The 14,274-nt window shown below is 33.0% G+C and carries 15 protein-coding genes; 1 reads left to right on the top strand and 14 read right to left on the bottom strand.

Going from position 1 to position 14,274, the window contains the following annotated elements:
* Nucleotides 1–7: 7 nt before the first annotated feature.
* From pepD to L6651_RS02550, 11 genes are all read right to left on the bottom strand, one after another.
* Nucleotides 8–1,420, bottom strand: a complete 1,413-nt coding sequence (pepD, locus tag L6651_RS02500; RefSeq protein ID WP_237036480.1) for a beta-Ala-His dipeptidase — start codon at nt 1,418–1,420, stop codon at nt 8–10.
* An 8-nt stretch (nt 1,421–1,428) separates the two neighbouring features.
* Nucleotides 1,429–2,175 carry a peptidylprolyl isomerase gene (locus L6651_RS02505; protein ID WP_237036481.1) on the bottom strand — a complete coding sequence of 249 codons (747 nt, stop codon included), beginning with the start codon at nt 2,173–2,175 and terminating at the stop codon, nt 1,429–1,431.
* The gene (locus L6651_RS02510) at nt 2,162–3,007 is read right to left on the bottom strand and encodes a CvfB family protein (RefSeq protein ID WP_237036482.1); all 846 of its coding nucleotides are present in this window, start codon (nt 3,005–3,007) and stop codon (nt 2,162–2,164) included. The genes L6651_RS02505 and L6651_RS02510 overlap by 14 nt, the downstream gene beginning before the upstream one ends.
* An 83-nt stretch (nt 3,008–3,090) precedes the next feature.
* Nucleotides 3,091–3,975 carry an L-serine ammonia-lyase, iron-sulfur-dependent, subunit alpha gene (gene sdaAA / locus L6651_RS02515; RefSeq protein WP_237036483.1) on the bottom strand — a complete coding sequence of 295 codons (885 nt, stop codon included), beginning with the start codon at nt 3,973–3,975 and terminating at the stop codon, nt 3,091–3,093.
* Nucleotides 3,976–3,977: 2 nt separating this feature from the next.
* Nucleotides 3,978–4,643: an L-serine ammonia-lyase, iron-sulfur-dependent subunit beta gene (sdaAB, locus tag L6651_RS02520; protein ID WP_237036484.1), complete on the bottom strand. Its 666-nt coding sequence runs from the start codon at nt 4,641–4,643 to the stop codon at nt 3,978–3,980.
* 9 nt (nt 4,644–4,652) lie between these two features.
* A complete protein-coding gene (locus tag L6651_RS02525; protein ID WP_331473690.1) occupies nt 4,653–5,525 on the bottom strand; it encodes a YitT family protein in 873 nt (290 codons plus the stop codon).
* A gap of 139 nt (nt 5,526–5,664) precedes the next feature.
* Nucleotides 5,665–6,009, bottom strand: coding sequence for a type II toxin-antitoxin system PemK/MazF family toxin (locus tag L6651_RS02530; RefSeq protein WP_237036486.1), 345 nt, complete (start codon nt 6,007–6,009; stop codon nt 5,665–5,667).
* Between the two features lie 50 nt (nt 6,010–6,059).
* On the bottom strand, nt 6,060–7,247 hold the full coding sequence (alr, locus tag L6651_RS02535; protein WP_237036487.1) for an alanine racemase: 1,188 nt from the start codon (nt 7,245–7,247) through the stop codon (nt 6,060–6,062).
* On the bottom strand, nt 7,248–8,450 hold the full coding sequence (locus L6651_RS02540) for an NAD(P)H-hydrate dehydratase (protein ID WP_237036488.1): 1,203 nt from the start codon (nt 8,448–8,450) through the stop codon (nt 7,248–7,250). It abuts the gene before it with no gap.
* Complete coding sequence (locus L6651_RS02545) at nt 8,450–9,811, bottom strand: GTP pyrophosphokinase (RefSeq protein ID WP_237036489.1); 1,362 nt, start codon at nt 9,809–9,811, stop codon at nt 8,450–8,452. The genes L6651_RS02540 and L6651_RS02545 overlap by 1 nt, the downstream gene beginning before the upstream one ends.
* 7 nt (nt 9,812–9,818) lie before the next feature.
* Nucleotides 9,819–10,247: a DUF1893 domain-containing protein gene (locus tag L6651_RS02550; protein ID WP_237036490.1), complete on the bottom strand. Its 429-nt coding sequence runs from the start codon at nt 10,245–10,247 to the stop codon at nt 9,819–9,821.
* Between the two features lie 86 nt (nt 10,248–10,333).
* Between L6651_RS02550 and L6651_RS02555 the strand changes: the two genes are divergently transcribed.
* Nucleotides 10,334–10,837: an inorganic diphosphatase gene (locus tag L6651_RS02555; RefSeq protein WP_237036491.1), complete on the top strand. Its 504-nt coding sequence runs from the start codon at nt 10,334–10,336 to the stop codon at nt 10,835–10,837.
* 146 nt (nt 10,838–10,983) lie between these two features.
* On the opposite strand, the gene tnpA is transcribed toward L6651_RS02555, so the two are convergent.
* The 3 genes from tnpA to L6651_RS02570 form a co-directional block, all read right to left on the bottom strand.
* A complete protein-coding gene (gene tnpA, locus L6651_RS02560; protein ID WP_237036064.1) occupies nt 10,984–11,439 on the bottom strand; it encodes an IS200/IS605 family transposase in 456 nt (151 codons plus the stop codon).
* A 180-nt stretch (nt 11,440–11,619) separates the two neighbouring features.
* A complete protein-coding gene (locus L6651_RS02565) occupies nt 11,620–13,527 on the bottom strand; it encodes an ABC-F family ATP-binding cassette domain-containing protein (RefSeq protein WP_237036492.1) in 1,908 nt (635 codons plus the stop codon).
* Nucleotides 13,528–13,564: 37 nt separating this feature from the next.
* A complete protein-coding gene (locus L6651_RS02570) occupies nt 13,565–14,221 on the bottom strand; it encodes a redox-sensing transcriptional repressor Rex (protein ID WP_237036493.1) in 657 nt (218 codons plus the stop codon).
* Between the last annotated feature and the right edge of the window lie 53 nt (nt 14,222–14,274).

Below are 14,274 nucleotides of genomic sequence, written 5' to 3' on the forward strand. Positions count from 1 at the left end.
TTTCCTCCTAGGATAATTTTTTTATTAAATGCTCTAAAAATTCATACGTTCTATTTGTTGATTCAATATCCAATTTTTCTTCAGGAGTATGAACCTTGTAGATGTTTGGTCCTATTGAAATAGGATCAATTTGTGGATATTTATCTTTAAAGATAGCACATTCAAGACCAGCATGTATAACTGAAACCTCTAATTCTTTTCCACAGTGTTCTTTATAAGCACTTACCGCAATGTCTCGAAGCTCTGAATTTTCTTCGAATTCCCAAGCTTTATATCCATTTGACTTTTCAAGTTTTCCTTCTGTATCTGAAACTATCTTTTTCAGTTCGTCTATTATTACATCTTTTTTAGATTCCACTGAACTTCTAACAGATATCTTGAAGTGAACAAAACTTTCTTTTGTCTCTATTATTGCAAGGTTTAGAGAAGATTCAACAATATCGCTATAATCTCCACTCATGAAACTTCTCACGCCATGCGGTAACTCTATTAATGCTTTGATTAATCTCTTTGTTAAGTCCTTAGAAAATACTTTTTCTTCTGAATTAGAAACTTCTTCTAAGTCAATTTCAATATTTTCTTCTACCTTTTTAAACTCTTCTAAGTCAGTTTCATAAATCTTTTCGTCAATTTTATTATTTGATAGGAAAGTTACTTCAAACTCCCTTGGAATTGCATTATGCTTAGTTCCACCGTGAATATCTATAATATTTATATCATTATCTTTACTGATTGTGTTTAAAACCTGTCCACCACATTTAATTGCATTTAAAAGAGGATTGTGAATACTCATTCCTGAGTGACCACCCTTTAGGTTGTGAACCAAAAGTTTATATACATAGCCATCTTTATTTTCTCTTTCAATGTCATATTCTAAATCCACATCTGTTCCACCGGCACATCCTGCAATTAGAACTCCCTCTTCTTCAGAGTCGATGTTTATAAGGTATTTTCCCTTTAAAATTCCAGTTTGGTAGTTAGATGCTCCCACAAGTCCTGTCTCTTCAGTTGCAGTTGCAACAAATTCAATTCTTGGACTTTGTAAATTTTCATCAGATAGTAATGAAAGTGCCATTGCTATTGCGATACCATTGTCTGCGCCTAAAGTTGTCTTGTTAGCTCTCAAAAAGTTTCCATCATATATTAATTCAATTGGATCTTCACAAAAATTGTGATTAGAGTCCTTGGTCTTTTCACAAACCATGTCAATATGGCCTTGTAAAATTATTCCAGGCTTGTCTTCATATCCCTTTGATGCCTCTTTGATAATGGTAACATTTTTGTAATCGTCCATTATAGCTTCATATCCTTTTTCCTTTGCAAAGTTTAAAAGGTATTCAGCAATTTTTTCTTCATGGAATGAACATCTTGGTATCTTTGAAATTTCTTCAAAATATTTAAAAACTTGATTTTGAGACATATTACCTCCTAGTAAAACTTTTCTACTTTGTATTCTTTTTTCAAATCTTCAGTTTTGTTTATATATATTTCCTGTTGTTTAAGTGCTAATAATTGAGATCTTATTTCTTCGATAACTTCTTCAAAAGGTCTTAGGGAAGGTTCATACTTCTCATTTACTTTGATTATGTGGTATCCAAATTGTGTCTTCACTGGTTCAGATATTTCGTCAACGTCTAAACCAAAAGCCGCTTCTTCAAATTCAGAAACCATTTGTCCCCTTCCAAATCTTCCAAGTGAGCCACCATTTTTTCCTGATGGACATGTTGAGTTTTCTATTGCTGACTCTTCAAAAGCCTTTCCATCAAGAATTTCTTTTCTGATTTCATTTGCTCTGTTTTCATCTTCAACTAAAATATGTGATGCTAAAACTTCTTCGTTTGTCCTGAAATGATCCTTATGTGAGTCATAGTATTCCTTAACATCTTCATCTGTAACCTTAGCCTCACTTAAAATTTTATTTATAGCATAGTTCTTAAGAGCATTTTCTACTATAACTTCTAATTCTTTTTTGAAAGCTTCATCTTGCTCAAATTTATTTTTAATTGCATCTAGATAGAAGAGTTCTTGATTTATAAGCTCGTCACAAACCCTTGCCATTCCCTCTTCTGAGTGAAATTGTTCACCTTGTGGTCCCATAGCATTGATAAAATTAATAACTTCCTTTGCTGTAATTTCCTTTCCATTTACATTTGCTAAAACTTTATTTTCTCCCATTCTTATCCTCCTTAATCCTTATTCCATCTTTATAAAATTCTATTTTATTTCCTTTTAAAAGTCTTCCTGTAGCTTTTTTAAATGCAGACTTAGACATACAAAACATATCTTTGATGTCGTCTGGGTCTGACTTGTCATTATAAGGCAAAAATCCGTCATAATCATTTAATAAGTCAAATATAAGTTCAGCATCCTTATCAAGTTCCAAATGGCCCCTCTCCCTTTGGGAAAGATTTAGTCTGCCATCTGGTTTTACGGATGCAACTCTTAAGCTAATTGGTTCACCAACTGCCACTACTCCCCTTTTTTGATCATTGGGTAATAGGGCTTCATAGATATTATCTATTGCAATAAAAGCACCTATATCATCAACTACATTGTAAACAACTCCTGAGACTCTATCATTCTCTTTATATTTAGAGTCGGTTCTCAAGTAGTCTCTTATCTTCATAGTTGAACATAGTCTTCCCGTCTTATCAATATAGAGGGCCACAAGGTAGCTTCGTCCCCTGTCTAGCTTACATATTTGCTCTTTAAAAGGTAAAAATAATTCTTTTTCCAATCCCCAATCCAAGAATGCTCCTATTCTTGTAATTTCTCTAACCTCTAAGTGGGCAATTTTACCCAAAGTTATTTTAGGAATTGTCTTAGTTGCAAAGATTTCTCCTTTGCTATCATTATAAAGGAATACCTTTATAATATCCCCAATCTTTTCGTTTTCAATCTCTTCATGTGGAAGTAGAACTTCATTAGCGTCTTCATCTTTTAATAATGCACCAGCTTTAATTATTTTTGTAATTTTAAGTTCTTGTACTTCTCCTAAATTTATCATAAAACACCTCACTTTCAATTATAGCACAGTCTCTTAAATACATAAAAAGCAAAATAAAAAAAGAGAAGCCAAAGCTTCCCTAATTATTGATTATGTTTTTCGTAAAATTCTCTTTTAATTCTTTCTCCAGTTCTTGTTGCAGCAATACCTCCAAGGGCCGTCTCTTTAAGTCTAAAGCTCATTGACTCTCCAACGTCATTTAACGCTTGGCATACCTCTTCAAATGGAACTAGAGATTTAATTCCAGCCATGGCAAGATCTGCTGATAGTACTGCATTTATCGCCCCTGACGCATTTCTAAAGGTACATGGATACTCTACAAGACCTGCTACTGGGTCGCAAACAAGTCCCAATATATTTACAACTGCAATTGACGCCGCGTTTAAAGATTGTTCTAAGTCCCCACCTTTTAAGTACACAAGGGCCGCTGAAGCCATGGCAGCTGCTGAACCACATTCTGCTTGGCATCCTCCCTCTGCACCTGAAAAGTTTGCAAATCTTCCTATGATTTTACCAACTCCAACCGCCGTTAGTAGTGCCTCTATAAGTTTTTCGTCGCTAACTTCTGGGTCATCCATTCTATACCTTGCAATTACTGCAGGAATTATCCCTGAAGATCCTGCTGTAGGTGATGCAACAATCTTTCCCATTGATGAGCTAAGTTCAAGGGTTGAAAAAGCCATAGCCATGGTCCTTACATTCTTTTCTCCAAGCATGCTATTTCCCTTTTTAGCATATTCATTTGCAACTCTAGAATAGCCATCAATAAGTCCAAAACCTGTTTTGCTATCTTCATTAAGGTATTTGTTTGCAGATTTTTCCATTACTGCTAACATTTCAGAAAGCTTTTCGTAGATGCTCTCCTTTGTATCATTTGATACTTCAAGCTCATCTTCAAGAACAAGCTCCCATAGATATGTATTATTCTCTTCACAATATTTTAAAAGTTCATCAGCATAATAAATCATTTCTAGAACCCTTTCTCTAAGTGTTTAACAAAAATAATATTTTCATTTTGTCTAATTAACTCAATAGTTTCTTCATCTAAATCCTTATCAAGTTCAACTACAAGTGTAACTTGATCAACCTCTTTTGTAGTTTGAAGGCTTTCAATATTATAATCATTTTCAGCAAGGCTTGAAGATATGAAAGCTATGATTCCCTTTTTATCTATGTATCTTACAATAAGCAGTGGATACTTGCTTGTAAAGTCTAAAGGAATTCCATTCATCTCTATAATTCTAATATTTCCTCCACCTATGGAAGAGCCTGTTATAGTGGTTTCCTTTCCATCTGGGTAAATCATTTCTATCTTCACTGTGTTTGGATGAACATCTCCAAGATCTGCCTTTTCAAAATGATATTCAAGTCCCTCTTTCTTTGCAATTTCAAAAGAGTCTCTTATTCTATCGTCATCTGGATCCATCATCATCGACCCTGCAAGAAGAGCTCTATCTGTACCATGGCCCATATAAGTTTCAGCGAATGAACCATGTAAAATAAAATTAATTTTATTAAATCCACCGCCTGCAACTATTCTTGCAGTTTTAGAAATTCTACAAGCTCCCGCTGTATGAGAGCTCGAAGGTCCTATCATGATAGGACCTAAAATATCAAAAAGATTATATGAACTCATTTTTCCTCCCTATTTTGTTTCGGCTTTGTAAGTAAAGCCTTCACCAACAACTTCATTAACCATATTCATTGTAACAAATGCCTTAGGGTCAATTTGAATAACTTTATTTTTTATTTGAAAATATTGTCTTCTAGTAACAACTGTATGAATTATTTCTTTTGGTGATTTTGAGTAACCACCCTTAGCAAAGTAAATTGTAGTACCTCTTGTAACATTTTTAATAATAAAGTTATTAATTTCTTCAGCTTTTGTTGAAATTATATACATGCTTATTCTAGTATTGAATCCAGTTATAAAGTAGTCTATTGACATAGAGTTTAGAACTACTCCCAGAGATCCATAAAGCCCTTCTTCAACTCCTATTGCTACAAAACCAAATAGTACAACTAGTCCATCACATATTAATAGTGCCTTACTAATATCCATATGAGTAAATTTATTTATTATACTCGCTAAGATATCTGTACCACCTGTAGTACAGTTTTGAGATATAACAATTGCCATACCTCCACCTGAAATAACAACTCCAATAATTATGCTTAGCAACACATTAGATGTTAGCGGTTCAGATAATGGCATAAAGTTTTCTAAGAATGTAATTCCATTAGAAATGAACATTGCCGAATATATGGTGTAGCCAACATACTCTTTGCCCAAAAAAATAAATGACAGTATAAAGAGTATTGCGTTTAATCCCGTCATCAAATAACCTACTTGTAGCTTTGGAAATACATACTGTAAAGCAATTGCAAATCCACTTACGCCCCCCATCGGAATATTGTAGTCCATTATAAATAAATAGACCCCCAGCGATACCAAAGCCGAACCTAAGGTTACAATTATGAATTTCTTCATGTTTTTCATCGTAAAAAATTTCTTCATGAAATGATTATACCATGTATCATGAATTTTTTTCGAATTATTTTCAAAGTTTTACATTCACATTTGTTTTGTGCTTATTTAGATTTTTATTTAAATTTTAAATAATTTGAACAAAGAAAAAGAGCTTGATGTCACTAAACTATCTAAGCCCTACAGATATTTTTAATGCATCATCTAATTTGCTCATAAATTTATTATCGAATGAACCTATCTTTTCTCTTAATCTTTTTTTGTCAATTGTCCTAAGTTGCTCCAAAAGTACAACTGAATTTTTTGGTAATCCATATTTGTCCGCTGCTATTCCTATATGTGTCGGTAACTTTGCTTTATGTAATTGAGATGTTATGACAGCAATTATAATGGTGGGACTGTATTTATTTCCTATGTCATTTTGGACGACCACTACCGGCCTTATTCCACCCTGCTCTGATCCGACGACAGGACTGAGGTCAGCGAAAAATATGTCTCCTCTTTTAATTTTCATATAATAACCTCTTGTCTATCATGCTCATTTAATTATATACAAAATCAAATCTATAAGTCAATTTTGATTTTTTCTAAGTAGTCAATAACCTTTACTAATTTACCATCTCTATAGTACGCTCTTGGAATTCTCAAAGATATTCTACATAAGATATCATATGTGATAGTGTTTGCTAGTTCTGCCACCTCTTCCAAAGGAATAATACTTTCTTCCTTTTCTCCAAAAACTAAAACTTCATCCCCAATAGCTACATCTTCTATGTGTGTTACATCTAACATTGTTTGGTCCATGCAAACTTTTCCAATTACATCTGCCCTTTGACCATTTATAATCATATATCCCTTATTGCTTAAGGCGGTAGGGTATCCATCTGCATATCCAAGGGAAACTGCAGCTATCTTTGTAACTTTGTCAGTTGTATATGTTCTATTGTAGCCAATCTGTTCTCCTGGTTGAAAGGTCTTTACAGAAGCTACGGAAGTATAAAAGGAAACGGCAGGTTTTAAATCAACTGCATTGCACTCCCTAACCACATTTGATCCATAGTAGCCATATAGTCCAAGACCACATCTTATCATATCTAGGTAGTAGCCATGTAGTATTGCCCCAGCGTCATTTGAAATATGTTTTAGTGGAATTGTTATGCCCTCTTGGTCCAAGAACATTATAAATTCCATAAATTTTTCGTATTGCATCTGTGTATAAGAAAAATCTTCTCCATCTGCGTCGGATAAATGTGAATATATTCCTTTAATTCTTACATTAGAAAGGGAATTAATCTTTTTAATTTCCCTAATGGACTCCTCAATATTTGTCTCGTCTATTAAAAATCCAAGTCTTCCCATTCCTGTATCTATTTTAATATGTACATCCACAACTGCATTTAGAGCCTTAGCCTCTTCGTTTAGTTTAAAACATTGGTTGTAGTCGTATGCAGTTATATCGATTCTATTTTGAATTACATCTCTAAACATATCGTCTTTTATATATCCAAGGACTAAAATTGGCAAATAAATTCTTGACTTTCTAAGTTCCATTGCCTCAGCCATGTTGGCAACGCAAAGATAGTCTGCCCCTTCTTTTTCAATTTCCCTTGCAATTGTAATTGAACCTAGACCATAGGCATTTGCCTTTACAACTCCTGCAACCTTTGAAGGCTTTGCAATTGCTTGCAGGCTTTTAAAGTTGTGAACTAATCTATCTAAATCTATTTTTAAATAATTTTGATATTTTTCCATCTAAATCTCCCTTAGCGCTTTAATGACCCTTGGTATTTCATTTAATATGTCACTTGCTATTATACCATCAGTTCCTAATTTTGTTTCTAAAAAATTGCCACATAGTCCATGAATATAAACTCCAAGAACAGCTGCTTGAAATTTTTCATAACCCTGTCCAAGCAGTGAAGTAATAATTCCCGTAAGTACATCACCTGACCCTGCAGTGGCAAGTCCACTTGTGCCGCTTTTATTAATATAAACTTCGTTTCCATCTGTGACAATTGTATTTCTACCTTTTAAAACCAAAATAACAGAATGTTCCTTTGCAAATTTTTTTGCAAAAACTTCCCTATTGGAACTTATTTGAGGTATTGGTACATTTAACAGTCTTGAGAACTCTCCTTCATGTGGCGTTAATATTAGGTTTTTATTTTTATCTAAAATATTTAAGTCCTTTGAAATTGTATTTAGTCCATCGGCGTCTATTACGATGGGTTTAGAAAATGTTTTTAAAATATATTCGAGCTCTTTCGCTGTCATAAGATTGGAAAGTCCAGGACCAATGCCAAGTGCATCTAAGCTTTTATAAAAGTCATTTAAGGAATTTTCGTTTTTTAAGTCAATCAATTTAATTATATTTTCTATGCACTTTATCTGCATTAACTCATAAATTTCTTCACAAACTCCAGTATATACAAGGCCTGATCCAGCACGAAGCGCCGCCATGGATGAAAGATACACTGAACCAACCATTCCCTTTGATCCTGCTATTATACCAACCTTTCCAAAGCTACCCTTATGTCCTCCAGCATCCCTATCTCTAAGGGCATATGGTGGAGTTAAATTAAAATTTTTTTCTTTTAGCTTTCCAGTAACTACGGCAATTGCGTATTCCGATTCATGGGAAATAGAAATTTCCGGTTCATCATAGAACTTTTCAAACCATAACTTCTTTCCATTTCCAAAAAGTTTTACATAAGGCTCTCCCGAATCATAATTTAAAATTTCTATATCTTTGAAACTAATTTCCCCAATTCCAGTGCCCAAAGCTTTTGAAACAGCCTCTTTTGCCGCAAACCTTCCCGCAAGATACACAGGTTTCATTTTGTTTTTTGTATTGTATTGAGATATTTCGCTATCAGTTAGGACTCTATTTATAAATTTTTCATTTGAAATTTCTTCAATTCTCTTGACATCGCAGATATCAATTCCAACTTTCACTACATCACACCTCTGCTTTGAGACATCTCTAATAGTCCTATAATTATTTCCGGATTAAAATCTTTTAAGTCAAAATCTTCTGGAAGACCTTCTATATACTCATTTAATACAAGGGAAAGCTTTCTTTGTCCTTCCTTAGTGAAGTGTTTTATATCTAAATTTTCACAATAGAAGCTCAAAATTTCATTTAGTATCTCATATTTTAATTCCTGTTTCTTTCTCTTGTTTAAGTTTATATCTTCAAACACTTCGTCTACAACTGAACTTATACAATGAACCAAGTAATTTACAAACTCATTATAGATTTGAGAACTCTTCTTTCCCTCTAAGTCGAATATTATCATCAAAATCATATTCCATCTAAAATCTACATTTGCATATTTCTTTAATGACTCACCTAGTTTTTTATTAAGCTTGTTTCTATACTTAACTTGTTCAAATTCAATATTTTCTCCAAAGACCATCTTCTTTCTATTCAGTTGATTGATACGATGAAGAATATCTATCACTTTGCTATTAACCGAATCGCTCTTCTCTTTATTATCTTTTTCTATAAGTAAAAAGTCGATTACGGTATTTGAAATTGCCCTAAGGTCAATTAAAACTCCCGTCTCCTTTTGCATTTTTAACACATAGGTGTCGTGCAGTGCCTTAGATAGAAATGACTTTAATTGGTCCAGTGTATTGTCTTCATTGGACTCTTCCATATCTTTTAATCTTTGATATATGGTGTTAAGCTGGCTATCAACCATCTCTAAATTATTTTTTATAGAGTACATTAAATTTCTTATAAAATCCTCTGTGATCATGTAATTAAAGTTCTTGTATAAAATTCTATGGTCAATTTCTCCCCAAAATACATTTACCATGGATTTAATTTGAAGCTCGAAGAATAGTTCTTCTTCCCCATCAATGTATTTGCCATCAATCTTATATATTTCGAATCCATTTTTTTGGTACTGTGGTTGAGGGTCTTTGAAATTCAAGTAGATGTATTCATTTAGTGGAGATCTATAATATACTCCATCCTCCGTTTCAGAGAAGATATCTTTTAACTTTAAAAATATTTCCTCCTCTTCAGATATAAATCTACATTCAATACGAAGTCCTAAAATATCACTAAGTGTATTAAACACATCACGAGGATGGCTCATGCCATTAAAGTCAGACATCCTAAGAAGTTTTTCTTTAATGCTGTTATCAGACTTAACTCTATAGTTCAAATTCAAGAAAAAATCGTTATCACAAAGTATTTCAGTAAAAAATCTATCGCATTCCTCTGCCACTTGATTTATAAAATCCCTCTTTAAGTTTACATATTCAACGGCAGAGTCGATAAATCTAAACATATCCAGTTTCATATTGCACCTACTTTTGTTTCATCTTGCCAATAAACCCTTCAAGTTCCTTGTAAAAATCATCAAAATTTTTATTTGACATGGACATTTTTTCAATGGGACAATAATCTGTCCTATCTTTATTTAGGATTTTGTCCACAACCCTTTCACATATAACTTCAATATTATTATTTTCCAATAGTTCCTTTGAATCTTTTGAAATAACAAATGTAAATAGAGCTTTTACCTTTACTTTTGAATTTAATAAAAGCCTAGAAGCTCCCATTCCAATAAACTTGTCAATTACATAAACTTCTTCGTGAATATTGGAATTATAAAATTCATACATAGGTATTATGCCCATTTTATCAGATTCGAAAACTATTTCTTCGTCTTTTAAAACAAGAAGATTTAAATTTTTTTCAATTAACTTTTCTTTGCCATATTCTAAAATTTTCATATCTCCTCCATCTCTTATAATAGCATAAAAGCGAAATATATAATATAATTACTGTTGTAAACCAGTGGAAAATTAGGAGGCAAAAAATGAATAACTTTGACAAAAATGTAGTAGAAGCTATAATTGAAATCCCTAGGGGAAGCAGCAACAAATATGAATACGATGAAGAAAAAAAATGTTTCAAACTAGATAGATGTCTTTTTTCTCCAATGTTCTATCCTGCAGACTATGGTTTTGTTCCTGAAACTCTAGCGGAAGATGGAGATCCTTTAGATATTTTAGTGCTAATGAAAAATCCAACTTTCCCTGGATGTCTAATAGAGTCAAGAATAATTGGGATGTTTAAGATGGCCGATGATAAGGGCAATGACGAAAAACTTATTGCAGTGCCTATTAATGACCCAAGATATGACGAAGTATATTCCCTTGGACATTTGAGTAGCCACACAGAAAGAGAATTCGAACACTTCTTTAAAGAGTATAAGAGACTTGAAAATAAAGAGGTTGAAATCGGTGGATGGTACAATGTTGACGCTGCACTAGATGCATTAGAAAAAGCTAGAAGAAATTATCAAGAAAAGAATAACTAATCATGACCACCCGTCAAACGGGTGGTTTGTTCAAGGGCTATAAGCCCGAGTGATACCAACCAGCGTCTCAAGGCGCTGGTTTTCACTCTGTTCAAACCTAACTGTTTTTGCCACTTTAGCTTATCCCTGAAAGGGATTTTTAATTTCTATTTCCCAAATGGATCTGTATATTCTTTTACACTCAACTTATCAAGTGCTATATCGTGTTGCTCTTGCTCTCTTATATATTTTGCTATTGTTTTTTCATTCAATCCCACTGTGCTCACATAATATCCTTCTGCCCAAAAATGACGATTACCAAATTTATATTTTAAATTCGCATGTCTGTCAAACATCATCAATGCACTTTTCCCTTTTAAATAACCCATAAAACTTGATACTGATATTTTGGGTGGAATACTTACTAACATGTGTACATGATCTGGCATCATATGCCCTTCTATTATTTCTACTCCTTTGTATTTGCAAAGTAATTTAAATATTTCTATGAGACTTTCTCTATATTGATTAAATATCACTTTTCGTCTATACTTTGGGGTGAAGACTATGTGATACTTGCACATCCATTTTGTGTGAGATAATGAATTAGTTTTATTTGCCACAAAATCACCTCTTATTATATTAGGTCTGAACAACTCTATTATAATACTTGGTGATTTTTTTGGTATAACCTAAGAACGCCTACCCGCATAGCGGGTAGTTTATTGTTTCGTTCGCAAGCGAACTCAACAGACTAAAGTCATTAAAATAAAAAAACTCTTACCCACTTGGATAAGAGTTTTTTATTCCACTGATTCTACAAGTTCTGCCCACTTTAAGAAAAGTTCTTCTTTAAGTTCTTCCTTTACTTTTATATCATCCACAATCTCTTGTGACTTTACATAATCATTATAAACTTCTTCTTTAGTCAAAAGATTATGAAGTTCTGAAATTTCTTCGTCAAGCTCTGCAATGTCAGATTCAAGTTTTTTTATATTTTTCTTTATTTTTCTTATTTCATTTTCTAATTGCTTTTGTTTTTTTCTGTCTTTAATGCTCTGAGTTTTATTTACGACCATCTCCTCTTTAGGAGCCTTCTCTTCTTCCAGCTTTTCAATATAATAGTCATAATTTCCCAAATAGATTTTAGTGCCATCTTCATTTAATACGATTATCTTATCCACAACTTGATTTAAAAAGTATCTGTCGTGGGATATTATTAGTGCCGTGCCCTCATAGTCATTCATTGCGGACTCCAATATCTCTTTTGAATCGATATCTAAATGGTTTGTTGGCTCGTCCATTAATAAAAAGTTGCTTGATGATAACATCAACTTCAATAACTCTAGTCTTGAACGCTCTCCACCGCTTAAATTTTCCACAAGTTTAAAGATATCATCTCCGACAAATAAAAACTTTGCTAAGTAAGATCTCACTTCATAGTGTGTTAGCCTCGGGTACTCATTCCAAATTTCATCAAGAACAGTATTGTCATAGTCTAAATCCTTTTGCTCTTGATCAAAATATCCAGTCTTAACTTGACTTCCCGTAGTAATCTGCCCTGATGTTATAGATTCATATCCCATAATCATTTTAAATAGTGTAGTCTTTCCCACACCATTTGGTCCGATTATGCCGACCTTTTCTCCTTTAAATACAGTAAAGTCAACGTCTTCAAATATTTTATGACTGCCAAATGACTTGGACAGATTTTCTACCATAAGTACATCTCTTCCACTTTCGATGGCAGGGGTCAGTTTTAATGAAAAACCTCCAACGAACTCCTTCGGTTTTTCAACCAATTTCATTTTATCCAAAAGCTTTCTCCTGGACTGAGACTGCTTTATATATCTGCTTGACCCATAGTTTGCAAATCTTTCTATAATCTCTTCCTGTCTTTTGATTTCCTTTTGTTGATTCTCATAGCTTGCCATCATAACTTCAAAATCTTTTTTCCTCTTAACAAAAAACTCTGAATAGTTTCCGTTATAAGAAAATACTTTTCCACCTTCCATAAGAAAAATTCTGTTACAAATTTTATCTAGGAAGTATCTGTCGTGGGATACTACAAGAACGGCACCTTGAAAGTCTCTTAAAAAGTTTTGCAAAAAGTTTATTGCATTTAAGTCCAAGTGGTTTGTAGGTTCGTCTAAGAATAGTATGTCTGGTTTTGAAAGCAAGAGCTTTGCTATTTGAATTCTGGATTTTTGACCTCCTGACAGATGATTAATGCTTTTGTCAAATTCATCTTCGTTAAATCCAAATCCCTTGAGCATCCCCTTTATTCTGGAATGGTATTCATAACCATCCATGGCATTAAAAGAGTCTTGCATGGTCTGATACTTTAATAAAAGGTCATCAAGAGCGTCTGAGTCCTTCATGATTGAAATCTTTTTCTCCATTTTTCTAATTTCATCTTCAAGTTTTATAGTTTCTTCAAAAACCCTTAGACATTCATCATAGATTGAACATTCAAGATCCAGAGTGGTCATCTGTTCCAAATATCCTATGGATAAATCTTTTTTATGATAGATATCTCCGCCATCCCTTGAGATTTCACCAATTAATATTTTTAAAAGAGTAGTCTTTCCACATCCATTGTTTCCAACAAGGCCTATCTTGTCATTATCTTGGATGTTAAAGCTTGCTCCAGTCAAAACATCTTTGGTAACATATGATTTTGTAATATTGTTAGCATCAAGTAATATCATAATTTACCTCAACAAAAAAAGTAGACTTTGTCTACTTTTAGTTTTTAGTACCAGGGTAGTCTTCTAAATTGTTTAAGTAATATGTCAATGTGAATAGACTTTCATCAAGATGAACATTTTCTAAAACAACGGACTTAGGTAATTTTAAATCTAGAGATGCAAAGTTCCATATACCTTTAACATTTCCTTCAACCAATATGTCACATAGTTCTTGGGCAACTTCTGTTGGAGTAGAAAGAACTGCAATGTCAACTTTTTGTTCCTTTAAGAAAGTTTCCAGTTTGTCAATATGTTGAATTTTATTACCAAGCATAGTCTTGCCTACTAAATTTTTATCCACATCAAAAAGTCCAACTATATTGAAACCTGAGTTTTCACTAAATCCAGGATATTTATATATGGCCTGTCCTATATTACCCATTCCAAGTACAATAGCATTGTATGACTTGTCTATTCCTATAATCTTTTCAATTTCATTTTTAAGTTCTTCAACATTATATCCATATCCTTGCTGTCCAAAGCCACCAAAATGATTTAAGTCCTGTCTAATTTGAGAAGCTGTAAGTCCAGTTATCTTACTAAGTTCTTGAGATGAAACTCTTATTATTCCTCTATCAGAAATTAAACCTAAATATCTATAATATTTTGGTAATCTTTTTACTACTGCCAAAGATACACGGGGTTTGTTGCTCATTTTCTTTCCTCCATATCTTTATTATTCGTAAATTGTATTATAACATTTTGCTT

Origin of the sequence: Mediannikoviicoccus vaginalis, assembly GCF_928097925.1 — a bacterium.
Taxonomy (GTDB): Bacteria; Bacillota; Clostridia; order Tissierellales; family Peptoniphilaceae; genus Mediannikoviicoccus; species Mediannikoviicoccus vaginalis.

Bases quoted from the DNA above. Each gene is read 5' to 3' on its own strand.
- L6651_RS02550 (WP_237036490.1), bottom strand. From the start codon at position 10,247: ATGAAAATTTTAGAATATGGCAAAGAAAAGTTAATTGAAAAAAATTTA.
- sdaAB (WP_237036484.1), bottom strand. From the start codon at position 4,643: ATGAGTTCATATAATCTTTTTGATATTTTAGGTCCTATCATGATAGGA.
- L6651_RS02510 (WP_237036482.1), bottom strand. From the start codon at position 3,007: ATGATAAATTTAGGAGAAGTACAAGAACTTAAAATTACAAAAATAATT.
- L6651_RS02505 (WP_237036481.1), bottom strand. From the start codon at position 2,175: ATGGGAGAAAATAAAGTTTTAGCAAATGTAAATGGAAAGGAAATTACA.
- L6651_RS02565 (WP_237036492.1), bottom strand. From the start codon at position 13,527: ATGATATTACTTGATGCTAACAATATTACAAAATCATATGTTACCAAA.
- L6651_RS02555 (WP_237036491.1), top strand. From the start codon at position 10,334: ATGAATAACTTTGACAAAAATGTAGTAGAAGCTATAATTGAAATCCCT.
- pepD (WP_237036480.1), bottom strand. From the start codon at position 1,420: ATGTCTCAAAATCAAGTTTTTAAATATTTTGAAGAAATTTCAAAGATA.
- L6651_RS02570 (WP_237036493.1), bottom strand. From the start codon at position 14,221: ATGAGCAACAAACCCCGTGTATCTTTGGCAGTAGTAAAAAGATTACCA.
- sdaAA (WP_237036483.1), bottom strand. From the start codon at position 3,975: ATGATTTATTATGCTGATGAACTTTTAAAATATTGTGAAGAGAATAAT.
- alr (WP_237036487.1), bottom strand. From the start codon at position 7,247: ATGGAAAAATATCAAAATTATTTAAAAATAGATTTAGATAGATTAGTT.
- L6651_RS02525 (WP_331473690.1), bottom strand. From the start codon at position 5,525: ATGAAGAAATTTTTTACGATGAAAAACATGAAGAAATTCATAATTGTA.
- L6651_RS02530 (WP_237036486.1), bottom strand. From the start codon at position 6,009: ATGAAAATTAAAAGAGGAGACATATTTTTCGCTGACCTCAGTCCTGTC.
- L6651_RS02545 (WP_237036489.1), bottom strand. From the start codon at position 9,811: ATGAAACTGGATATGTTTAGATTTATCGACTCTGCCGTTGAATATGTA.